General features: G+C 63.8%; 22 protein-coding genes. 5 read left to right on the top strand and 17 right to left on the bottom strand.

Features of this window, described 5'->3' with window-relative positions; all coding sequences use genetic code 11:
- Nucleotides 1-41: 41 nt before the first annotated feature.
- The 3 genes from mapR to APH34_RS14965 form a co-directional block, all read right to left on the bottom strand.
- Nucleotides 42-1451, bottom strand: coding sequence for a GntR family transcriptional regulator MpaR (mapR, locus tag APH34_RS14955; RefSeq protein ID WP_054901807.1), 1410 nt, complete (start codon nt 1449-1451; stop codon nt 42-44).
- 39 nt (nt 1452-1490) lie between these two features.
- Nucleotides 1491-2879: a cytochrome c oxidase accessory protein CcoG gene (gene ccoG, locus APH34_RS14960; protein ID WP_054901808.1), complete on the bottom strand. Its 1389-nt coding sequence runs from the start codon at nt 2877-2879 to the stop codon at nt 1491-1493.
- Between the two features lie 122 nt (nt 2880-3001).
- Nucleotides 3002-3241: a DUF3203 family protein gene (locus APH34_RS14965; RefSeq protein WP_054901809.1), complete on the bottom strand. Its 240-nt coding sequence runs from the start codon at nt 3239-3241 to the stop codon at nt 3002-3004.
- A gap of 145 nt (nt 3242-3386) precedes the next feature.
- On the opposite strand from APH34_RS14965, the gene APH34_RS14970 reads away from it, so the two are divergent.
- Complete coding sequence (locus APH34_RS14970; protein WP_054901810.1) at nt 3387-3905, top strand: MgtC/SapB family protein; 519 nt, start codon at nt 3387-3389, stop codon at nt 3903-3905.
- 533 nt (nt 3906-4438) lie between these two features.
- Here the strand turns inward: APH34_RS14970 and APH34_RS14975 are convergent.
- The 3 genes from APH34_RS14975 to APH34_RS14985 form a co-directional block, all read right to left on the bottom strand.
- Nucleotides 4439-5338: a hydroxymethylglutaryl-CoA lyase gene (locus tag APH34_RS14975; protein WP_054901811.1), complete on the bottom strand. Its 900-nt coding sequence runs from the start codon at nt 5336-5338 to the stop codon at nt 4439-4441.
- A 20-nt stretch (nt 5339-5358) separates the two neighbouring features.
- Nucleotides 5359-5757, bottom strand: a complete 399-nt coding sequence (locus APH34_RS14980) for a MerR family DNA-binding transcriptional regulator (protein ID WP_054901812.1) — start codon at nt 5755-5757, stop codon at nt 5359-5361.
- 121 nt (nt 5758-5878) lie between these two features.
- Nucleotides 5879-6757, bottom strand: a complete 879-nt coding sequence (locus APH34_RS14985; RefSeq protein ID WP_054901813.1) for a helix-turn-helix domain-containing protein — start codon at nt 6755-6757, stop codon at nt 5879-5881.
- Nucleotides 6758-6887: 130 nt separating this feature from the next.
- Here APH34_RS14985 and pobA point away from each other — a divergent pair, with 130 nt between their 5' ends.
- From pobA to APH34_RS15000, 3 genes are all read left to right on the top strand, one after another.
- Nucleotides 6888-8075, top strand: a complete 1188-nt coding sequence (pobA, locus tag APH34_RS14990) for a 4-hydroxybenzoate 3-monooxygenase (RefSeq protein WP_054901814.1) — start codon at nt 6888-6890, stop codon at nt 8073-8075.
- A 94-nt stretch (nt 8076-8169) separates the two neighbouring features.
- Nucleotides 8170-9960 carry a gamma-glutamyltransferase gene (ggt, locus tag APH34_RS14995; protein ID WP_054901815.1) on the top strand — a complete coding sequence of 597 codons (1791 nt, stop codon included), beginning with the start codon at nt 8170-8172 and terminating at the stop codon, nt 9958-9960.
- Between the two features lie 44 nt (nt 9961-10004).
- Nucleotides 10005-10886 carry a LysR substrate-binding domain-containing protein gene (locus tag APH34_RS15000; protein WP_054901816.1) on the top strand — a complete coding sequence of 294 codons (882 nt, stop codon included), beginning with the start codon at nt 10005-10007 and terminating at the stop codon, nt 10884-10886.
- Between the two features lie 50 nt (nt 10887-10936).
- On the opposite strand, the gene dctM is transcribed toward APH34_RS15000, so the two are convergent.
- From dctM to APH34_RS15040, 8 genes are all read right to left on the bottom strand, one after another.
- The gene (gene dctM, locus APH34_RS15005) at nt 10937-12220 is read right to left on the bottom strand and encodes a C4-dicarboxylate TRAP transporter large permease protein DctM (protein ID WP_054901817.1); all 1284 of its coding nucleotides are present in this window, start codon (nt 12218-12220) and stop codon (nt 10937-10939) included.
- On the bottom strand, nt 12220-12852 hold the full coding sequence (locus APH34_RS15010; RefSeq protein ID WP_054901818.1) for a TRAP transporter small permease: 633 nt from the start codon (nt 12850-12852) through the stop codon (nt 12220-12222). Before APH34_RS15010 ends, dctM begins: the two co-directional genes overlap by 1 nt.
- A 70-nt stretch (nt 12853-12922) precedes the next feature.
- Complete coding sequence (locus APH34_RS15015) at nt 12923-13921, bottom strand: TRAP transporter substrate-binding protein (RefSeq protein WP_054901819.1); 999 nt, start codon at nt 13919-13921, stop codon at nt 12923-12925.
- A 173-nt stretch (nt 13922-14094) separates the two neighbouring features.
- Complete coding sequence (locus APH34_RS15020) at nt 14095-14913, bottom strand: CoA ester lyase (protein ID WP_054901820.1); 819 nt, start codon at nt 14911-14913, stop codon at nt 14095-14097.
- Nucleotides 14910-16109, bottom strand: a complete 1200-nt coding sequence (locus APH34_RS15025) for a CaiB/BaiF CoA-transferase family protein (RefSeq protein ID WP_082422817.1) — start codon at nt 16107-16109, stop codon at nt 14910-14912. The genes APH34_RS15020 and APH34_RS15025 overlap by 4 nt, the downstream gene beginning before the upstream one ends.
- 17 nt (nt 16110-16126) lie before the next feature.
- Complete coding sequence (locus tag APH34_RS15030) at nt 16127-17476, bottom strand: MmgE/PrpD family protein (protein ID WP_054901822.1); 1350 nt, start codon at nt 17474-17476, stop codon at nt 16127-16129.
- Between the two features lie 10 nt (nt 17477-17486).
- Complete coding sequence (locus APH34_RS15035) at nt 17487-18650, bottom strand: acyl-CoA dehydrogenase family protein (protein WP_054901823.1); 1164 nt, start codon at nt 18648-18650, stop codon at nt 17487-17489.
- A gap of 21 nt (nt 18651-18671) precedes the next feature.
- Nucleotides 18672-19499, bottom strand: coding sequence for a MaoC family dehydratase N-terminal domain-containing protein (locus tag APH34_RS15040; RefSeq protein ID WP_054901824.1), 828 nt, complete (start codon nt 19497-19499; stop codon nt 18672-18674).
- Nucleotides 19500-19625: 126 nt separating this feature from the next.
- On the opposite strand from APH34_RS15040, the gene APH34_RS15045 reads away from it, so the two are divergent.
- Nucleotides 19626-20513, top strand: a complete 888-nt coding sequence (locus APH34_RS15045) for a LysR family transcriptional regulator (protein ID WP_054901825.1) — start codon at nt 19626-19628, stop codon at nt 20511-20513.
- 25 nt (nt 20514-20538) lie between these two features.
- Here the strand turns inward: APH34_RS15045 and APH34_RS15050 are convergent, their stop codons facing one another.
- The 3 genes from APH34_RS15050 to APH34_RS15060 form a co-directional block, all read right to left on the bottom strand.
- Nucleotides 20539-21258 carry a TorF family putative porin gene (locus APH34_RS15050; RefSeq protein WP_054901826.1) on the bottom strand — a complete coding sequence of 240 codons (720 nt, stop codon included), beginning with the start codon at nt 21256-21258 and terminating at the stop codon, nt 20539-20541.
- 78 nt (nt 21259-21336) lie between these two features.
- Entirely contained in the window at nt 21337-21714 is a 378-nt protein-coding gene (locus tag APH34_RS15055) for a VOC family protein (protein ID WP_054901827.1), read from the bottom strand.
- A 77-nt stretch (nt 21715-21791) separates the two neighbouring features.
- A complete protein-coding gene (locus APH34_RS15060; protein WP_054901828.1) occupies nt 21792-22043 on the bottom strand; it encodes a hypothetical protein in 252 nt (83 codons plus the stop codon).
- Between the last annotated feature and the right edge of the window lie 403 nt (nt 22044-22446).

The following is a 22446-nucleotide window of genomic DNA, read 5'->3' on the forward strand; positions in this document are numbered from 1 at the left end:
AAGGGCATTGTGCAACTTTAGCCTGCCCAGCCAGGCGTCGGCTAGAACGATCGCACAATGCGCCCGAGGGTTTCCATGGCCCGTTCGGCATCGTCATGCCAGGGGCTGCCGTAGTTCAGCCGGATACAGTTACCAAAGCGGCGAGTGGGCGAGAAGATCGGCCCTGGGGCGATGCTGATGCCCTGCGCCAGCGCCATGTGGAACAGTTTCAGGGCGTCCATCTGCTCGGGCAGTTCCAGCCACAGGAAGTAGCCCCCGGCCGGTTGGCTGACCCGGGTCTGTGCCGGGAAATGCCGGGCGATGGCAGCGAGCATGTTGGCCTGCTGGCCTTCCAGGGCGTAGCGCAGCTTGCGCAAATTGCGGTCGTAGCCGCCGTGTTGCAGGTAATCGGCGATGGCCGCCTGGGCGGGCATCGAGGCGCACAGCGAGGTCATCAGCTTGAGCCGCTCGATTTTCAGCGCAAAGCGCCCGGCAGCGACCCAGCCAATGCGGTAGCCGGGCGCCAGGCTCTTGGCGAACGAACCACAGTGCATCACCAGGCCCTGGGTGTCGAAGGCCTTGGCCGGTTTGGGTGCCTGTTGCGAGTAATACAGCTCGGCGTAGACATCGTCCTCGATCAACGGCACCTGGTGGCGCTGCAGCAGTTCGACCAGCGCCTGTTTCTTGGCTTCGGGCATGCTGGCGCCCACTGGGTTCTGGAAGTTGGTCATGCACCACACCGCCTTGACCGGGTGCTTCTCCAGGGTTTGCGCCAAGACCCCCAGGTCCATGCCTTCGCGGGGGTGAACCGGAATTTCCACTGCCTTGAGCTTGAGCCGTTCCAGCACCTGCAGGCAGGCGTAGAAGGCCGGCGCCTCGATCGCCACCAGGTCGCCCGGTTCGGTCACTGCCTGCAGGCACAGGTTCAGCGCCTCCAGCGCACCGTTGGTGATCAGCAGCTCTTCCATGGGCAGCATCAGCCCGCCGACCATGTAACGCAGGGCGATCTGCCGGCGTAGCTGCGGGTTGCCCGGCGACAGATCAGTCACCACCATGCGCGGGTCCATCGCCCGGCTGGCGCTGGCCAGCGAACGCGACAGACGCTGCAGCGGGAACAGCTCCGGGCTTGGAAAGGCCGAGCCGAACGGCACGGTGTTCGGGTCCTTGATCGACTCGAGGATGGAAAACACCAGCGCGCTGACATCCACATCGGTCGATTCGCTCAGCGGCTCCAACGCCTGCGGCTCCTTGAACTGGCGCGGCGCATGGGCGTTGACGAAGTAGCCCGAGCGCGGCCGTGCGCGTATGAGCCCGCGGCGCTCGAGCAGGTAGTAGGCCTGGAACACGGTCGACGGGCTGACCCCGTGGGTCTGGCTGGCGTAGCGCACAGAGGGTACGCGCTGACCAGGGCCGAGCACCCCGGAGCGGATCAGTTCGGCAATGTCGTCGGCGAAGCGTTCGTAGCGTTTCATGTTGGCTCGGCAAGCAAGGTGAACAGTCAGTGTAAGGGATCAGCGGTTGACCGGTGCCACGAAGCGGGTGTGAGCCACGCTGCGCACGGCCGGTTGGTCGCTGTCCTGTATTTCGAAAGCCAGGTCCTGCGAACTGCTGGTCGGGCGCTCGGCGAGCATGGCCACCGACACCGGTAGCTCGCTCATCTCTCCGGCCGGGATGACCAGTTCGGTTTTGCCCTGCAGCGCGAACCCGTCGGCGTCCAGCAGCCGCAGGTGATAACGCTGGCTCTGCGAGGTCTTGTTGATGACCTTGAGCAGGTAAATGTTCTCGACCTGGCCCTGGGCATTCTCGCGGAACAGGCCGCGGTCCTTGAGCACGTCCAGCGACACCATCGGGCGCATCTGCAAGGCTGCGACCAGGGCCGCCAGCATGATCAGCAAGGCGACGGCGTAGCCTACAAGGCGAGGGCGCAGCCAGTGCGTGGTGCCGCCTTGCAGGCTGTGTTCGGACTTGTAACCGATCAGGCCGCGCGGGTAACCCATCTTGCCCATGACGTTGTCGCAGGCGTCGATACAGGCCGCGCAACCGATGCAGGCCATCTGCAGGCCCTCGCGAATATCGATGCCGGTGGGGCAGACCTGCACGCACAGGGTGCAGTCGATGCAATCGCCCAGGCCTTGCGCCTGGGGGTCGCTACCTTTCTTGCGCGGGCCGCGTGCTTCGCCCCGGCGCGGGTCGTAGGCAACGGCCAGGGTGTCCTTGTCGAACATCACGCTCTGAAAGCGCGCATAGGGGCACATGTGCAGGCACACTGCCTCGCGTAGCCAGCCGGCATTGAGGTAGGTGGCGGCGGTGAAGAAGACGACCCAGAACAGCGCAACGCCGCTCAGTTGCAGGCTGAACAGCTCTAGGGCCAGCGCACGGATCGGCGTGAAGTAACCGACGAAGGTCAGGCCGGTGACCACGGCGATCGCCAGCCACAGGCCGTGCTTGAGTACGCGACGGGCCAGCTTGTTCAGGCTCCAGAGGGCCGCGGCGAGCTTGATACGCTGGTTGCGATCACCCTCGGTGACCTTTTCGCACCACATGAACAGCCACGTCCAGACGCTTTGCGGGCAGCTGTAACCACACCACACACGGCCGGCATACACGGTGCTGGCAAACAAACCGAAAGCGCCGATGATCAGCAGCGCTGACAGAAGGATGAAGTCCTGTGGCCAGAAGGTGGCCCCAAAGATGTGGAATTTGCTGCTGGATAGGTCCCAGAGCACGGCCTGGCGGCCGTTCCAGTCGAGCCAGGCGGTGCCGAAGAACAGAACGAACAGTGCACCTGCAAAACCGATGCGCAGGTTGCGGTACAGGCCCGTGAAGCTTCGGGTATGGATACCGCTGACGGTAGTCGGCTTGGCGGCGGCCAGGTCGATGGCTTGAATTCTGTCGTTCATGGCGTCGGTGCTCTGTTGGCCTCGATCACGCCTGAGCACTATGGCCCCCGAGCTGTTTTCAGCACAGGCTCAGGTTACGCGATAAAAACCGTATCAGATTGCCGGCAATGGCCGTTGACCCCTTAGATTACGGAGCCTGGAACGCTGGCCTTCAGATGCCTGCGGCTATCCACCGCACCGGCAACCGTCAACGCGTCAGCCTCGGTTTCAGTGATGGGAACACGCTGACCGGCCAACAGCGCCACAGACATGTGCAATTGCTCGTCCGTCACGATTTCGATTGCCGAGCCTTCGCCTTCAAGGCGCAGGTCAGCGCTGATCAGGGTGCAACGGCGGGTGCTTTGGTCAATTTCCACTGGCATGGGAGGGTCCTCCAGGTTGCATTACACGTGTGACCGCGCGTCGTGGAGGGTTGCTGCATCGTTCCGCCGGGCGGGCACTTTGCGGGCAGTGCAGAGGTCAATCTTCACAGGCAGCACACTATTGCTCTGGCCTGGAAGCGCATCAATGGACCTTATCTGGCAAACCCTGCAAGCAGAATTCGCCGACCTTACCGATGCAGGCGAAGTCACCCGTGTTCTCCTGCGCCTGCTGATGGCGGCGGTGCTCGGCGCCGTGCTGGGGTTCGAGCGCGAGCACAAAGGCAAATCCGCCGGTGTGCGCACGCACATGCTGGTGTCGATGGGCGCGGCGCTGTTCGTGCTGGCCCCCAGCATGGCCGGTGCCGATGAGCAGGCTTTGAGCCGCGTGATCCAGGGTATCGTCGCCGGTATCGGGTTTCTCGGTGCGGGCACCATCCTCAAGGGTAATGGCCAGGACACCAGCCATGTCAAAGGCCTGACCACCGCGGCGGGGTTGTGGATGACCGCTGCCATTGGCACGGCCGCAGGCATGGGGCGTGAAGCCACGGCGCTGATCAGCACCCTGCTGGCGTTGCTGGTGCTGGCGACGATGCCGTTGGTGGTGGAGAAGGTCGAGGGGCAGGACGAGGAGAAACAGAAGGAGGAGGAGGGCAGGAAGCACTGAGGGGAGCCGAAGCTCCCCTCAAAGCGTTGTTGCCTGCTCTTTTCTTATTATTGAAGACTGGCCTTTTGTTGTTTTTGTCAGCCTGTCCTGGTGTTGCGAGCGACCCCCATCCGGGGTCAAGAGCAAACGTATTTTTTTGAGCGCTGACCTGCTTTCATCCTGAAGATCCGATTCTGGCTGTTGCTGCCTCGAGGCAGTTTTATTGTTCTGTGCCAGCTCGCGGGGCGAACCCCTGAAAAGCGTGTCGACTCCAAAAAAATCTGCTTGCTACGCCTCTGCCGTGTTGTTCTTGTTATGTCAGAGCCGTTACCTGTTGTTTTTATTGGGTGTCACATTTTTTGTTGTTGTTGTACGAAAGATATAGCAGGTGCCGTGCCAACTTTTGAAATTCCTTTAAAATCAATGGCTTGGTCATGAAGGCAAAAATCTCGTGCCCTGAAATTCTGTCGATTTGTTTCCCTGTTACCCGATTTTTTGCTGGCGGCTGTGGGGGCGGTAACACTCCACCCACAGGCCTGTGACAACCGTGTGAATCACTGCGCACTGCGAGCCCGCGCCACCCGCGAGCCATTGGCACGGCCCAGCACACTGCTGATGCGCTGCCCAGCAGCGATCAGGCGGTCGAGGTCGATGCCGGTTTCAATGCCCAGCCCCTGCAGCAGGTACACCACATCTTCGCTGGCAATGTTGCCGGTGGCGCCCTTGGCATACGGGCAACCGCCCAGCCCTGCGACCGAGCTGTCGAACACGCTGATGCCTTCGAGCAGGCTGGCATACACATTGGCCAGCGCCTGGCCATAGGTATCGTGGAAGTGGCCGGCCAACTGTACGCGTGGCACCTGCGCCGATACCACTTCGAACAACCGCCGGGTGTCACCTGCGGTACCGGTGCCGATGGTGTCACCCAGCGAAACCTCGTAGCAGCCCATGTCATGCAGGGCCTTGGCCACCGGGGCGACCTGTTCGGCGCTGACCTTGCCCTCGTAGGGGCAGCCGAGCACACAGGAAACGTACCCGCGAACGCGCACACCGTGGCTGCGGGCGGCCGCCATGATCGGCTCGAAGCGTGTGAGGCTCTCGGCGATGGAGCAATTGATGTTGCGTTGGGAAAACGCCTCGGAGGCCGCGGCGAACACGGCGACTTCCTTCACCCCGGCCGCCAGCGCGTCCTCGAAACCGCGCAAGTTGGGCGCCAGGGCGGCGTAGGTCACACCCGGGCGCTGATGGATGCCGGCGAACACCTCGGCAGAACCGGCCATCTGCGGTACCCACTTGGGTGAGACGAAACTGCCGACTTCGATATAGGCCAGGCCAGCGGCGGTGAGGTCATCGACCAACTGCACCTTGTCGGCCACACTGATGGGCTGGGCTTCGTTCTGCAGGCCGTCGCGGGGGCCGACTTCGACCAGGCGGACTTTTTCGGGCATGGACATGGCGGGGTTCCTGTGGCGGGTCAACGGTTGTCGTTATTGTTCAAGGTAGTGGCCAGGGCCTGTTCGCAGCGTTCCTGGGCCGTATCGAGCTCCAGTTGCATCTGGTGGATGTCGAGCATCTGCTGTTCGAGTTGGGCGCGGCGCTCGGCGATTTTCGCCAGCATGCTGTTGAGCTGCTTGAGGTTGCCGCTGGTAGGGTCGTACAGCTCGATCAGTTCACGGCATTCGGCAAGGGAAAAGCCGATGCGCTTGCCACGCAGAATAAGCTTGAGGCTGACCTTGTCGCGGGCCGAGTAGATGCGTTCCAGGCCACGGCGCTCGGGGCTGAGCAAGCCCTGCTCCTCGTAAAAGCGGATGGCGCGGGTGGTGATGTCCAGCTCACGGGACAGGTCGGAGATGCTGTAGGTCTGGCTGCTCATGCTTGGGCTCGGCAAGGGGTATGGCGGTATCCTGAATGCAGGTTGACGTAAACGTCAAGCAGGGCGGCAGGGCTGTGTCGATTTTGCAGCCGAGAACAGACCGGGCCAGGCCGCGCGCCCCTCAATCAGGTTGCACCGAGCGGCGATACGCTTTGGGCGTCTGCCCGCTCAAACGCTTGAAGAACCGCGCAAAATACGTTGGGTCCGTGAACCCCAGGTTGTCCGACAATTGCCCGATGCTCATGCGTGTGTAGCGCAAATTGCGCCGTGCCTCCAGCAGCAGGCGCTGATGCACCACCTGCAGGGCAGTCTGCCCGCTCAACGCGCGGCACAGTTGGTTGAGGTGCAGGCTGGGGATTTGCAGCCGTGCGGCAAACGCCTCCACTGACAGGTGCTCGCGAAAATGCGCCTCGACCAGGCGCAGGTATTGCCCAAGCAACTGGCGGTCACGTTCGTCACGGTTGCGCGGTGGCTGGCCCAGTAGCTGACGGCGGCTGATCCACACCATCAGCGCCGTCACCAGAGCGTCGAGCAGAGGCGCCCGTGACGGCGCGTTGCCCTGGTATTCCTGCTGCAGCGTCTCGATCAGGTTGCGCAGGCGCACGCGGTCCTTGCCCAGTGGGTAACAGCCAGCCTTGGCCAACACACCCAGCGGAGCACCCAGGCGCTGTTCCAGGTCGGCCACCAGCGCGGTGCCAAAGGTCAGCACATGCCCCTGAATGTCGGCGCTGAAGCGAAAGCCATGCACCGTCAGAGGGGGCACCACCTGGATGGCCGCTTCGTCAATGGCGCTGCGCACGCCTTCGATCTCCACCTGGGCCTGGCCACGCTGCACGTACAGCAGCTGGAACAGCTCAGCGTGCTGGTGCGGCTTGATTTCCCAGTGGTGCAGGCGGCTGCGCGCCGGGATCGGCTCGCAGTGCAGCAGGTCGGTGCCGGGCCAGGCGTGGTTCTCACCGTACAACTGGAACAACGGGACGCCGGGGAGCGTGGATTTCATGGTGAAAAGCCCTGTCCGCTAATCGAACGATTTTTGTAAAAGTGCAGGTTTTGCATGGGATAGCACACATATTCGGCAAATTTACCCAGTAAAAATGCAGGTGCAAACCCAATAGTGCGAGACAACAACAATGAAAACTCAGGTTGCAATCATCGGTGCCGGCCCGTCGGGCCTGTTGCTTGGCCAATTGCTGGACAGGGCCGGCATCGACACGGTCATCCTCGAGCGCCAGACCCCCGATTACGTCCTCGGCCGAATCCGTGCCGGTGTGCTCGAGCAAGGCACCGTCGAGCTGTTGCGCGAGGCCGGTGTGGGCGAACGGATGGACCGCGAAGGGTTGGTCCACGAAGGCGTCGAACTGCTGGTCGGTGGCCGCCGCCAACGCCTGGACCTCAAGGGGCTCACCGGCGGCAAGACGGTCATGGTCTACGGCCAGACCGAGGTCACCCGGGACCTGATGCAGGCACGCCAGGCCAGCGGCGCGCCTATCATCTATTCGGCCTGCAATGTGCAGCCCCACGAACTCAAGGGCGAGCGGCCGTACCTGACGTTCGACAAGGATGGCCAGACCCATCGCCTGGACTGCGACTACATCGCCGGTTGCGATGGCTTCCACGGGGTTTCCCGGCAAAGCATTCCAGAAGGTGTGCTCAAACACTACGAGCGGGTGTACCCGTTCGGCTGGCTGGGCCTGTTGGCCGATACCCCGCCAGTCAACCATGAGCTGATCTATGCCCACCATGAGCGGGGTTTCGTGCTGTGCAGCCAACGCTCGCAAACACGCAGCCGCTATTACCTGCAGGTGCCGTTGCAAGCACGTGTGGAGGACTGGCCCGATGAGCGTTTCTGGACTGAGCTCAAGGCCCGCCTGCCCGCCGATGTGGCGGCGCGCCTGGTCACTGGCCCTGCGCTGGAAAAGAGCATCGCCCCACTGCGTAGTCAGGTGGTCGAACCCATGCAGTACGGGCACCTGTTCCTGGTCGGCGATGCCGCACACATCGTCCCGCCCACTGGCGCCAAGGGCCTCAACCTGGCGGCGTCGGATGTCAACTACCTGTACCGGATCCTGCTCAAGGTATACCGCGAAGGGCGTACCGATCTGTTGCAGCAATACTCGCCACTGGCCCTGCGCCGGGTATGGAAGGGTGAGCGCTTCAGCTGGTTCATGACGCAACTGCTGCATGACTTTGGTGGGCACAAGGATGCCTGGGACCAGAAGATGCAGGAAGCAGACCGCGAGTATTTCCTGACGTCGACGGCCGGGTTGGTGAACATTGCCGAGAACTATGTGGGGTTGCCCTTCGAGGAGGTAGCCTGAGGTGCGCGCCTGGCGAAAGGTCGCCAAGGCTTGAAGTCAGGCGTAGGGATGGCGGACAGTGCGCTGCTCGATAGCTGAAGCAGGAAGCGTACCGATGACTGTCCCAACTCACCTGATTGGCGCCCTGTGCCTGGCCGCAGCCAGTAGCTGGGCCTGGGCCGACCAAGTGCTGCCCGCGCCGCCTGAGCTTGCCTCCGGCTACCGCAGCGGCTTGCAACCGGTGCAGGCCAGCCGGCACATGGTCGCCGCCGCCAACCCGCTGGCGAGCGAGGCCGGGCGGGCGATGCTGCGCGCCGGGGGCAGTGCCATCGATGCGGCAATCGCCATGCAGATGGTGCTCACCCTGGTCGAGCCGCAATCGAGTGGCATCGGCGGGGGCGGGTTCATCCTGTACTGGGATGGCCATCGTGTGCAGGCCTTCGATGGCCGGGAAACGGCCCCGGCGGCGGTGACCGAAGCCCTGTTTCTGCAACCGGACGGTTCCCCGATGCCGTTCCGGGACGCACAGATTGGCGGGCGTTCGGTGGGCGTTCCTGGGGTTTTGCGTGCCTTGAAGCTGGCGCACGACCAGCATGGCAAGCTGGCGTGGCGTGAGCTGTTCGCGCCAGCCATCGCCCTGGCGCGCAACGGTTTCCCGGTGTCCGAGCGCTTGCACACCTTGTTGGCCGCTGACCCTTTCATTGCCCGTTCGCCCGCCATGGCCCGGTACTTTCTGGATGCCCAGGGCCAGCCGCTGGCGGTCGGCACGCGGCTGCGCAATCCCGAGCTTGCACAGGTCCTTGAGGACATTGCCGAGCAAGGGGTAGAGGCCTTCTACACCGGTGAGATCGCCGAGGCCATCGTCGCCCAGGTGCGCGCGCACGCCAATGCCGGGCAGTTGTCGCTGCAGGACTTGCGCCAGTACCAGGCCAAGGAGCGCACCCCGGTGTGCGGCCCGTACAAAGCCTGGCAGGTTTGTGGCATGCCACCGCCGTCCTCGGGTGGGGTGACGGTGTTGCAGACGTTGGGCATCCTTGAAGCGGTGCAGCGTGGCGCAGCGCAACGCGACCTGGCAACCCAGTTGCCGCGCCAGGCACCCTCCGTAGCAGGCCTGGAACCCACCCCGCTGGCGGTCCATCTGCTGGCCGAGGCTGAACGGCTGGCCTACGCCGACCGCGCCCAGTACCTGGCCGACGACGACTATGTGCCGGTTCCGGTCAAGGCATTGATTGCCCCGTCGTATCTGGCCAGTCGCGCTGTGCAGGTGCGTGACTACAGCATGAAGCGCGCCCGCCCGGGCACTCCCGAGGGGGCGAACCTGGCGCTGGCACCGGACCGTTCACCGCTGCGTATTTCCACCTCGCACCTTAGCGCCGTGGACGACAACGGCCAGGCCCTGGCCATGACCACCTCGATCGAGGCAGCATTCGGCTCGCACCTGATGGTCAAAGGCTTCCTGCTGAACAACCACCTGACCGATTTCTCGTTCATCCCGCAGGAACAGGGCAAGCCTGTGGCCAACCGTGTCGAACCAGGCAAACGGCCGCTGTCGGCGATGGCACCGACGCTGGTATTTGCACGGGACACCGGGGCGCTGGTGGCCAGCCTGGGCTCACCCGGCGGCTCTCAGATCATCGGCTATGTGAACAAGGCATTGATCGGCCTGCTGGACTGGCGGCTCGACCCGCAGCAGGCTGCCAACCTGCCCAATTTCGGTAGCCGCAACGCCGGTACCGAAGTGGAGGCCGGGCTGAGCAGTGCGGCGCTGGTCAGGCAATTGACGGCCTGGGGTCATGAGGTCACGCCGATGACCATGACCAGCGGTATGCAGATCATCCAGCGCACGGCGGCAGGTTGGTCGGGCGGGGCCGACCCCCGACGTGAAGGCGTGGCACTGGGTGACTAGCCGTGGTAGAAGACAGTCTCGCCATTTAGAAGTTGAATAACCCGATGTCCATCAGCGTGAAATCGAATAGAGCCCTGTTCGACCTCGACCTGCTGCGCGCCATTGTCGTGGTCGCCGATTGCGGCAGTTTCACCACGGCGGCAGCGCGCCTGCATTCCACCCAATCGACCATCAGCCAGAAGGTGCGGCGGCTTGAGGAGATGGTGGGCCACCGCCTGCTGGTGCGTGGCAACCGCGACGTGTTGCCCACCGATGCCGGCCAGACCTTGCTTGGCTATGCCCGCCACATGCTGGCGCTCAATGACCAGATGCTCGAAGCCCTGGCCGGCGCCATGGTCGGTGTCACGGTGCGGCTAGGGGTGCCCGAGGACTTCGTCGGCGGGCGTACCACCAACGCGCTGTCGGCGTTCAGCCGCCTGCACCCTCAGGTCAAGCTGGAGGTCACCAGCGGGCTGTGCCGCGACCTCAGCCAGGCCTACGACAACGGCGAACTCGACCTGGTCTTGCTCAAGCAGCGGCGCAACAGCCGCGAGGGCGTGGCGTGCTGGCCCGAGCGCCTGCAATGGATCGACAGTGCGCGAATGCCGTCCTTCGAACTCGACCCGATCCCGCTGGTCACCTTCCCGCCCCGTGGGCTGTACCGCGAGGACATGATCAGCGCCATCGAGGGTATGGGCCGGCGCTGGCGGATCAGCTTCACCAGCTCCAGCCTCAGTGGCATTCAGGCTGCAGTGGCCGACGGCATGGGCATCAGCCTGCTGCCCCCACGGGCGGCGACCCAGGAGCATCGAGTACTGGGGCCGGAACACGGGCTGCCGCAGGTCGACAGCTACGAGATTGTGATTGTGCACCGGCCGACGGCGGACGTGATGGTCAAGGCGTTGGCCGAGGTGATGACCGAGCTGCTGGCGGGCGGAGGGATCTAGTGTGCACGGTCCTTATCGCCGGGTTGCCGGCGATAAGGATGCACCAGGGATCATGGCATCCCTAGCCATTCTGGCAGGGCCAACGAAATGAACGGCACGTAGGTCACCAGTACCAGGAACAGCAACAGGATCGACAGCCACGGCAGCGCGGCACGAATGGTCTGCCCCAGGGTCAGGCCCGTCACCGCGGAGGTCACGAACAGGTTGAGCCCCACCGGCGGGTGCACCAGGCCGATCTCCATGTTCACCACCATCACGATCCCTAGGTGAATCGGGTCGATCCCAAGCTTCATCGCGATCGGGAAGAAGATCGGCGCCAGGATCAGGATGATCGCCGAGGGCTCCATGAAGCTGCCTGCCACCAGCAGCACCACGTTGACCATGATCAGGAAACCGATCGGCGTGAGGCCTTCGGACAGCACCCACTGGGTGATCTGTTGGGGAATCTGCTCGGTGGTCAGCACATGGGCGAAGAGCATGGCGTTGGCGATGATGAACAGCAGCATGATAGTCAGCCGCCCAGACTCCAGCAGCACCTTCGGGCAGTCGCGCAGGCGCATGTCCTTGTACACGAACAGCGCAATGAATGCCGAGTACACGGCGGCCACGGCTGCGGCCTCAGTGGGGGTGAACATGCCGCTGTAGATGCCCCCCAGGATGATCACCAGCAGTAACAGCCCCCAGAATGCACGGCGGGCGGTGCTGAGCCATTCGGCAAAACTGGCACGCGGTTGCGCGGGCAGTTTCTTGATACGGGCGACGATGTAGATCGTCACCATCAGGAACACGCCCAGCAGGATGCCCGGCACCACCCCGGCCATGAACAGCTTGCCCACCGACGTTTCGGTGGCGGCGGAGTACACCACCATGACGATCGAGGGGGGAATCAGGATGCCCAAGGTGCCGGCGTTGCAGATGATCCCGGCGCCGAACTCGCGCGGGTAGCCGGAGCGCACCATGCCCGCCACGGCAATCGAACCCACCGCCGCAACCGTGGCCGGTGACGACCCGGACAGCGCGGCGAACAACATGCACGCCAGCACCGCGGCAATGGCCAGGCCGCCGCGGATGTGCCCGACGCAGGCGTTGGCGAAGTCGATCAGCCGTTGCGCCACGCCGCCGGTGGTCATGAACGCGCCCGACAGCAGGAAGAACGGAATGGCCAGGAAGGTATAGCTGTCGGAGGTTTCGAACAGCTTGATCGCCAGCGAGCTCAGCGAGTCCTGGCTGAACAGCAGAATCGACAATGCCCCCGACAGGCCCAGCGAGATCGCGATCGGTACGCCCAGGAACATGAACACGAACAACAACAGGAACAGGCAGATAACAGTCATCAGTGGTGCTCCTCACCTGGGTTGGCCAGCTTGCTGGCTTCGGCGGCCTCGTCGGCCAGGCCCAGGCCATACTGGCGATGGGTGAACAGGCGGTAGAGGATTTCCAGGTAACGGATGATCACCAGGGCGAAACCGAGGGGCACGATCAGCGCGATGTGGCCAACCTTGATGCCGTAGCGGTCGAGGTCCTCGGCACCGATGCCGGCGACCAGCACTGCGCTCACCCACTTGATGCTTGCCACCAGAAACAGCCCGGCGTAGGCCAGGCAGCAGGCACAGGCGACCATGGCCAGCAGCCGTTGCACCGGTTTGCGGGTACGCCGCACCAGCACGTCGACGCCGAGGTGACCGGCGGTGCGCACCCCGTAGGCAATACCGAAGAAGATCAGCCAGCCGAACAGGGCCTTGGTCAGGGCGATGCTCCAGGTCATTTCCTGGGCATAGCCCATCAGGTGGTCGCCGATGCTCAGCAGCAGGTCGCTGGCAAAGGCCCAGTGGTCACTGAGCGTGTAGAACATCGTGTAGAGGTTGTTCAGCGCCACGTAGAGGAAGGTCACCAAGGTCATGGCCGCCAGGAGGAAGGCGATCATGCCTTCCTCGAAGTGCTCCCAGACACGCCTGAGCGATTGCATAGGAATTCTCCAGACAAACAGAGGGCAGGCCACCCGTGGGGCGGGTGGCCAGGGCAGGGCGCAGGGCAGGTCAGGACGCTTTGTTGGCCGCGTCGGCAGCGTTAATCAGGTCGGCGCCGATCTGGTCAGAGAACTTCTCCCACACCGGGCGCATCGCCTCACGCCATTGCTGGCGCTGCTCAGCGGTCAGCGGGTCGATCTCGCTGGTCTTGGCATCGAGGATTTTCTGCCGGGAGGACTGGTTCAAGGCTTCGGCCTGCTTGTTCACCTCGACCGTGACCTGGTCCATGAGTGTCTGCAGTTCGCCACGTACATCCTCGGGCAGGCTGTTCCAGAACGTGGCGTTGGTGATGACCATGTAGTCGATCAGGCCGTGATTGGTTTCGGTGAAGAACGGCTGCACTTCGTTGACTTTCTGGCTCTCGTAGTTCGACCAGGTGTTCTCGGTGCCGTTGACCGTGCCGGTCTGCAGGCCCTGATAGACCTCGGCAAAACTCATCTTGCGCGGGTTGGCGCGGATCGCCTTGAACTGCTCTTCAAGCACACTGGAGGCCTGCACACGGAATTTCAGGCCGCGGGCGTCCTTGGGCAGGATCACCTTCTTGTTGGCCGACAGCTGCTTGAGGCCATTGTGCCAATAGGCCAGGCCACGGATGCCTTTGTCTTCCATCGAGGTCAGCAGCGCCTTGCCTTGCGGGCCCTGCTGGAAGCGGTCGACAGCGGCCAGGTCATCGAACAGGAACGGCAGGTCGAAGATCTGCACCTGCTTGTTGTAGTGCTCGAACTTGGCCAGCGACGGTGCCAGCATCTGCACATCGCCCAGCAGCAGCGCTTCCATTTCCTTGCCATCGCCAAACAGCGATGAGTTGGGGTAGACCTCGACTTTTACCTTGTCCTTGAGCTGAGGGTCGGCAGCCACCAGCTTTTGGAACATCAGCGCGCCCTGGCCTTTGGGCGTGCTGTCGGCCACCACGTGGGCGAACTTGATGATGATCGGGTCGGCGGCCTGGGCCAGGCTGGCCATGGACACAGCAGCGGCGCAGAACAGCGCCTGGGTCAGCTTCAACATCGATGTCACCTCGGATTTATTGTTGTAGGAGGAGTGTGGGTAAAGATGGACCAACGGCCTGTGTGTGGAGAATCAGCATTTGTGTAAGGCGGCGTTCGGTTTAGCTGAACACAGGGCTGTTAATGGGCGTTGTCGGCCGCTTCATGGGTTTATCCGCGAAGCGGCCCTCGGATTCAACGCGTCTGTTGCGCGAGCAGGCGCTGCGCCCGCAACAGCACCGGTGCATCGACCATCTGCCCGTCTAGCTGGAACGCTCCGGCCCCGTTCGCCGCGGCGCTGGCGTTCACCACCCGCCGTGCCCAGGCCAGCTCATCGTCGCGGGGGGCGAGCGCTGCATGGATCACCGCCACCTGTTTGGGATGAATGCACAACGCACCGCCATAGCCCAGGTCATACGCATGCCGCATTGCCTGCTGCAGGCCTTCGGCGTCGTCGATGGCGGGGAACACGCCATCCAGGGGTGGCAGCAGGTCGGCCGCACGGGAATGCAACTGCACGGCCATGCGCGCCTGGTCGAGGAACTGCCGGGCAGCCGCACTTTCGGTGTTCAAATGCAGGTCCAGCGCCAGGTCCAGGCTGCCGAACGACAGGCGCTGGACCCCTTCGGCATGGGCGATCTGCTCCAGCGCCAGCAGGCCCTTGGCACTTTCGATGATCGGCCAGAGCGGTTTGGCAATGTGTCGGGCAACCGCCACCTGGGCGGTGTTTTCGACCTTGGGCAACAGCACCCCGGCGACACCGGGCTGGCACGCGCAGAAAGCCAGGTCTGCTGCATGCTCCGGGTGCTGCGGCGCATTCACCCGCACCCACACCGCAGGCTGCGGCGCCGCTTGCAGAAAGGCCGCCAAGTTGGCGCGGGCCTGGCGCTTGAGGGGTTCTTCCACGGCATCCTCGAAATCGACGATGACGGCATCGGCACCGGCAGCCAGCGCCTTGGCAAATCGGTCCGGCCGGCTACCGGGCACGAACAGCGCGCTGCGAACAGTGCTCATACCGCACCGCTCGCGGCCAGGCGGGCCTGTTGTGCTGCACTCAAACCCAGCTCGTCGAGAATACCCTGGGTATGTTGCCCCAGCCCGGGCACGGCATCCATGCGCGGGCTGAAGGCGGCGTTGCGCCCCGGTGGCAGCAATGACGGCAGCTTGCCGACCGGGCTGTCCACGTCGCGCCAACGGTCACGTGCCTGCAATTGGGGGTGCTGCCAGACCCCATGCATGTCGTTGACCCGGGCGTTGGCGATCTGTGCCTCTTCAAGGCGCGCCACCACCTCGTCCAGCGACAGGCTGGCGAAGCCGTCGATGATGATCTGGCGCAGCACGTCGCGGTTTTCCGAGCGCTTGTAGTTGGCGTTGAAGCGTTCATCGCGGGTCAGTGACGGGTCGAGCAGCACCTTGTCGCAGAACAGTGCCCATTCGCGTTCGTTCTGCAGGCCGAGCATGATCGTGCCGCCACCCCCGGTGGGGAACGGCCCGTACGGGTAGATGGTCGAGTGCGCGGCACCGGCACGCGGGGGCGGTGGCGCGCCGTTGTAGGCGTAGTACATCGGATAGCCCATCCACTCCACCAGGCTTTCGAGCATTGACACATCGATACGGCTGCCGACGCCCGTCTTGTCCCGCAGCAGCAGCGCCGACAGTACGCCGGTGTAGGCATACATGCCCGCCGCGATATCGGCGATCGAGCAACCGGCCTTGGCCATGTCGGTGTCGCCTGGCCCGCCAGTTACCGAGAGAAAGCCACCCTCGCTCTGGATCAGCAGGTCATAGGCCTTTTTCTTTTCATACGGGCCACCTTCGCCATAGCCGGAGATGTCGCACACGATCAGCCGCGGGAAGCGTGCATGCAGCGCCTCGAACGACAAGCCCATACGTGCCGCGGCGCCCGGTGCGAGGTTCTGCACCAGTACGTCGGCCTTGGCCAGCAGCGCGTCGAGGATGCCGTGCGTGGCGTCCTGCTTGAGGTCCAGGGTCAGGCTTTCCTTGGAGCGGTTGGTCCATACGAAGTGCGAAGCCAGGCCGTCGACGCGCTGGTCGTAGCCACGGGCGAAGTCGCCGCTACCCGGGCGCTCGACCTTGATCACACGGGCGCCAAGGTCGGCCAGTTGGCGGGTGCAGAAGGGCGCCGCGATGGCGTGCTCCAGGCTGATGACGGTGATGCCGTCCAGTGGGCGGGGCGTTGCTTGGGTCATAAGGTCACCTGTCATCGTCAGTGCAGATCGGCCAGGGAGCGGGCGTCGCGCAGTTGCCACACCCGTTCGATCAAAACCTGGCCCTGGGCCGGGCTACGGGCGCCGGCGTAGGCCAGCAGGCGCTGGAACTTGGCTTCCAGCTCGGGGCGCGAAAGGGTGTTGCCTGGGTCGCCCTTGGGGTCGTCGATGGCGGCGCTGAAGGTGCGGCCATCGGTACAGGTCACCTCGACACGGCCCAGCCAGCGGGCGGGGTAGGCGGCGTCGACTTCGGCGTCCAGTTGCATTTGCACCTTGTCGCGAAAGCGCGCCACCCGTGGGTCGGTCAGGGCCAGGTCGCGGAATTCCAGCAGTTGTGCGCTGCCATGCACAGCGATCAGGCCAAGCACCGTGCCCATGGAGAATTTGGCCTGATGCACGGTGGCTGGGGTGGTGACCCGGCCGAGCACATCGATGGCGCCCTGGTGCACGCGGGTGACGACCCGGGCGATCTGTGCATGGTCCAGCCCCTCACGCTGCATAAGGTGCAGCAGGGCATCGGCGGCGGAGTGGGTATGGCGGCAGGAGGCGTGGTACTTGAACGAAGTTTCCACCAGCGCCCAGCGCGTGCCCAGGCGGTCGCTCAGGCGTGCCGGGTCGGCATCGCTGGACATGCCTGCGGCCAGGCCTTGTTCGCCTTCGAGGATGTTGCGCGCGCCGGTCAGGCCATCGGCAGTCAGGTAGGCGGCCAGCAGGCCATCGGCAGCCGCCTTGGCGGTGTGCAACTGTTTGGAATCGGCGGCGTCGCGCAGGAACTCCCACAACCCGGCAGCCTGGGTGCCGGCACTGCCTAGCAGGTTGATGAACTGCGCCCGGTCAAAGCCCAGCAGCTTGCCCACCGCGACCGCTGCAGCCAGGGTGCCGACGGTGGCGGTGGTGTGGAAGATGCGGTAATGCGAGCGGCCAAGAAACTCGCCGATGCGAATACCCGCCTCGTAGCCGGCCACGGCCGCCAGCAGCAAGTCCTGGCCAGACTTGCCCAGGTCCTGGGCCGCGGCCAGCGCTGCGGAAAACACCACAGTGGCCGGGTGCAACACCGAGCTGTTGTGCAGGTCGTCCTGCTCGACCAGGTGCGAGGCGGCGCCGTTGACCAGGGCGGCAAAGTACGGCGAGGAACTGCGCCCGCTGGTCAGCACCCGAGCCGTGCCTTGGGCCGGGCCCATGCGTTGTGCGTAGCGCTCGAACAGCGGAATCGGGTGTGCCCCCTGGCTGGCCAGGGCCGAGCCGAGCCAGTCGAGGAACAGGTCTTCGGTACGGTCCAGCACGTGGCTGGGCACCTGGGCGTAGTGCAGGTCGGCGAGGAAGGTGGCCAGGGCCTGGGTATGGTGCATGGTCAGGCCCTCAGAAGCTGCGCGGCAGCTCGAGCAGGTGCTCGGCCACGTAGGACAGGATCAGGTTGGTCGAGATCGGCGCCACCTGGTACAGGCGGGTTTCGCGGAATTTGCGCTCGACGTCGTATTCACAGGCGAAGCCAAAGCCGCCGTGGGTCTGCAGGCAGGCATTGGCGGCTTCCCACGAGGCCTTGGCGGCCAGGTACTTGGCCATGTTGGCGCTGGCCCCGGCGTTCTGCCCGCTGTCGTATTCGGCGCAGGCACGCCAGCGCATCAGGTCGGCTGCTTCGATTTCGATATGGGCTTGGGCGATAGGGAACTGCACGCCCTGGTTCTGCCCGATCGGTCGGCCGAACACCACGCGGTCGCGGGCATACGCGCTGGCCTTTTCGATGAACCAGCGACCATCGCCGATACACTCGGCGGCGATCAGCGTACGTTCGGCATTGAGGCCATCGAGGATGTACTTGAAGCCTTTGCCTTCTTCACCGATCAGGCTGCTGGCCGGCAGCTCGAGGTTGTCGAAGAACAGCTCGTTGGTTTCGTGGTTGACCATGTTGGCGATCGGCTGCACGGTCAGCCCATTGCCGATGGCCTCGCGCAGGTCGACCAGGAAGATCGACATCCCCTCGGACTTCTTCTTTACCTCGGCCAGCGGTGTGGTGCGCGCCAGCAGGATCATCAGGTCGGAATGCTGGACGCGTGAAATCCACACCTTCTGGCCGTTGATCAGGTACTTGTCGCCCTGGCGCACGGCAGTGGTCTTGATCTTGGTGGTGTCTGTGCCGGTGGTGGGTTCGGTCACGCCCATCGACTGCAGGCGCAGCTCGCCGCTGGCCAGCTTGGGCAGGTAATGGCGCTTCTGTTCCTCGCTGCCATGGCGCAGCAGGGTGAACATGTTGTACATCTGGCCGTGCACGGTGCCGGAGTTGCCGCCGCAGGCGTTGACCTCTTCGAGAATCACCGAGGCCTCGGCCAGGCCAAGGCCGGAACCGCCGAACTGTTCCGGGATCATCGCCGAGAGCCAGCCGGCGTCGGTCATGGCTTTGACGAACGCTTCGGGGAAGCCCTTCTGTTCATCGATCTTGCGCCAGTAGCTGGCGTCGAATTCCGCGCACAAGGCGCGCACCCCTTCGCGGATGGCGGTGAGGTCATCGCTGTCGTACGTATGCATGCGGGTGTTCCCTGTCTGGTATCAGTCGAAAAGCACGTCGGCGCTTTGTGCCACGCCGTCGGCATTGCTGGCCCACAGTTGCGCCTGGCCGGGTTCGCCGAGGCAGCCGGCCACGACGAAGGGCGTAGGCACGGTGAGCGGGCGCACGCCGCGGTAGGCGAAATGCCGTACCCGCTTACCGGGGTTGGCGCGGATGAAGGCGCGCAGGTTGAGGGTGGCAATCAGTGGGCCGTGCACCACCAGGCCGGCATAGCCTTCGGTATCGGTGACGTAGGGGTGGTCGTAGTGGATCCGGTGGCCGTTGAAGGTCACCGCGCTGTAGCGCATCAGCAAGGTGGGCGTGGGCGTTACCGCTTCGCTCCATTGCGCTGGCACAGGCGCTTGAGCACTGCCGAGCTTGGGCGGGTTGGGTTCGCGGTAGACGATATCCTGCTCTTCGCGCACGCACAGCGCGCCGTGCTGCGAGTACTCGTGGCGCACGGTGACGAACAACAAGGCGCCGGTGCGGCCGTGTTTTTCCTCGATATGCACGATGGTCGACAACCGGTGAGCCTCGGCGCCGACCTTGAGCGGCGCGATGAACTCAACTCGGCCACCGGCCCACATGCGGTTGCGGTTGTCGGCAGGGGGCAGGAAGCCGCCGCGCGCAGGGTGGCCGTCAGTGCCCAGTTGCGTTTCAGCCACCGGCTCCTGGAAGAAACACCACATCCACAAGGGGGGCAGGGGTTGCCCCACGGCGGGTGCGGTTTCGCCGAAGGTGGCGGCGATGCGCTTGATGAGGTTGCGGCTGAGCTCGTCGACGGCCTCTTCCGTGCGGCCGATCCAGGCGCTGTAATCCGTAGCGGTCATAACCATTGGCCTCTGCATTTGTTGTTATGCCGCGATCATGCGAGGCGCCTGGCATTCTGTGAATTTGCATTTGTGTAAAGCAGCGTTCAGGTATGCTGAACGCCCGCACGACGACTGGACACGCCCATGCACTTCGACCTGGCTGATTTGCGGCTTTTCATTCACATCGGTGAATCACCGAGCCTGACCCAGGGCGCGCGCCGGGCGTTTCTCTCGCCGGCCGCCGCCAGTGCGCGGATCAAGGCGCTGGAGGCACAGCTCGATACGCGGCTGTTGTACCGCGACAGCCGGGGTGTGGAACTGACCCCAGCGGGGCAGAAGCTGTTGACGCATGCGCGGCTGATCATGCGCCAGGTGGATTACCTGAAGGCGGAATTCACCCAGTTCGGCACCGATTCGGCGGGGCACATCCGTATCTTTGCCAACACCACTGCCGTGACCGAGTTCCTTCCCGAAGTGCTGGCCGGCTTCCTGGCGCAGCGCCCTGGGGTGACAGTCGACCTGCAGGAGCGTTTGTCGCGGGATATCGTGCGCGGCGTGCTCGATGGCAGCAGCGACATGGGCATCATTGCCGGGCCTGTGGAAGCCAGCGGGCTGCAAGTGATGCACTTCAGCACCGACCGGCTGGTGCTGATCGTGCCTGCCGGGCATGAACTGGCAGGCTGCAAGCAGGTTTCGTTGAAGCAGACGCTGGCCTTTCAGCACATCGGGCTGCATGACGGCAGCACACTGCTGAGCTTCTTGCGCGACCATGTCGAACGCATGGGCCTCAACCTGTCGTTGCGGATCCAGCTGTCGAGTTTCGAGGCCATTTGCCGGCTGGTGGAAGCCGGGGTGGGGATTGGCATCATTCCCGAGTCGGCCGCGTTGCGGCACAGCCAGACCATGGGGTTGGTGACCATTACCCTGGACGAACCCTGGGCGGTACGTGAGCGCAGTATCTTGGTGCGCGAGCTGGATGCATTACCGGGGACGGTCAGGGCGTTGATCGCTACCCTGATGCCTGAGGGCTAGCGCAATGCATGAAGGGCCGGCGCCTTCAAAAGAAGCTGCGCTGTGCCTTCAGCGTCACCATGCTCTGGCAGTAGGTGTTGATCCCGGCATACGCATCGCACCCACCACCGCTGAGGCTGGAATTGCTGTAGATCAGGTTGAGGTCAATGCCCAGCCAAGGCCGCGACAGTTCTAGCGACCAGTCAGAAAAACCGTTGACCTGGCTGCCATCGCCGATGGTGAAGGGCGTCCCCAGGCGGTGATGGGCAAGTTTTACCGTGAAATCGACATCGAACAGCGGCAGTTGGCCGAAATCGGCAAACAGGGTGCCCGTGCGGTTGCCCGGGTTGTCCCGCCAGGCGCCGCCAATACGGCTGCCCAGCAGCGACACGCCGCCATACAGGGCATAGCTGTCCGGCCCGGCGATGTTCGGTTGGCTGTAGTGGATCAGGCCTACCTCATACCCCAAGGTGCTGTCGAAGCGGTGCTTGTACCCCAGGTAGTTGTCCAGGCGCAGGGTGGAGTTGGGGGCCACGCCCATGCTCGGGGCGTACTGGCCGACATACCAGCCGCTGGGGTGACTGAGGTCGAGGCCGCCGTGGAAAGTGCCCACCGCACTGGGCGAGATCAGCCCCTGGGCCATGCTGCGCGCGGGTGTGGTGCCGAGCTTGAAGTCGAAGTCGCCCAGCTGGCGTTGGATCTGCTGTGCTGGCAGGGCCGGGCTGAAGAGGAGGGCCGCACTCAGCAACAGAAGGGGCCTGGTCATGGTCACCGTCCTGGAAGGCTTGCGCTTGAGCGGTAGAGAATACCTGGGTTGGCAGGCAGGGAAAACCACACGGGTACCTCAGAGGGGTTGCGAGATCTCGATCAGGTTAAGGTCCGGGTCACGAACGTAGACCGACAGAATCGGCCCGGTGGCGCCTGTACGCTGTATAGGCCCTTGCAGAATGGGCCATTGCGCCTGCTGCAGATGGGCGATCACCTGCTCCAGGGGGATGCTGGCGATGAAGCACAGGTCCAACGCCCCGGGCACGGGCAGATGCGCCTTGGGCTCGAATTCATGGCCGCGCACATGGACGTTGATCTTCTGCTTGCCATAACGCAAGGCCAGGCGGCCGGCACCGAAGGTTTCCAGCTGCATGCCCAGCACGCGGGTGTAGAAGTCGGTGCAGGCATCCACGTCGAAGGTGGTGAGTACCAGATGGTCCAGGTGGTCGATCATGGGCTACCTCGCTGGCAGGGGCTGAAGCCGGTCACTCCGGCACCGGCCATGATAGTGCGACCCGCCAGCCTTTCAACTCAGCCTTTGATCGAAGGCCCCGGTGCGGCGCGCTCGGTGACCACCTGTGGGTCGGCAGCGCGCTGGATGATGCGCTTGTGTCGCTCGTATTCGTCAAGCGAAAGGCCTTGGCGTTGCAGGGCCTCCAGTTGCAACTGGCGCGTTTCTGCGCCGGTGTAGGGGCGCAGCTCAGGGTGGCTGGCGCAGCCGCTGAGCACGGCGATGCCGACGGCAGTCAGGGCAGCGAACAGCAGGCGGGCCAGGTTATTCATCGGGAGGCTCCAGGATTCTGGGGGCAGCAGGTATCGCAGCGCATGGAGCAAGGGTATTGAGCAGGCGCCTTCATTGGAAATTGTCGTTCTCGATAGTGACTATCGATAGCGCTGTAGCGGGGCTGGCGTTTGGCACCGGCGTGGCGATTGTCGATTGGCTCTGGGGCAACTGCGACTGGGGGCGTAACGACATCGATATCGACGTCAATCGCTACAACAACACAACGTCAACACCGCCAGGCCAAGAATCAGAGTACGCCTCGCAAGCCTGTCAGGCTGGATGATCTTCGTCCAGCTCTACGGCGTTGGCTGGGAGCATCGTGTGAAGGGTTGAGTTTTGCTCAATAAGAGACTTCATCTCAGTCGTTATGGTTTTAGCGATGTGTTTGGGAAGCGTGGGGAA

The sequence above is a fragment of the Pseudomonas sp. NBRC 111131 genome (genome assembly GCF_001320525.1).
Classification (GTDB): Bacteria; Pseudomonadota; Gammaproteobacteria; order Pseudomonadales; family Pseudomonadaceae; genus Aquipseudomonas; species Aquipseudomonas ceruminis.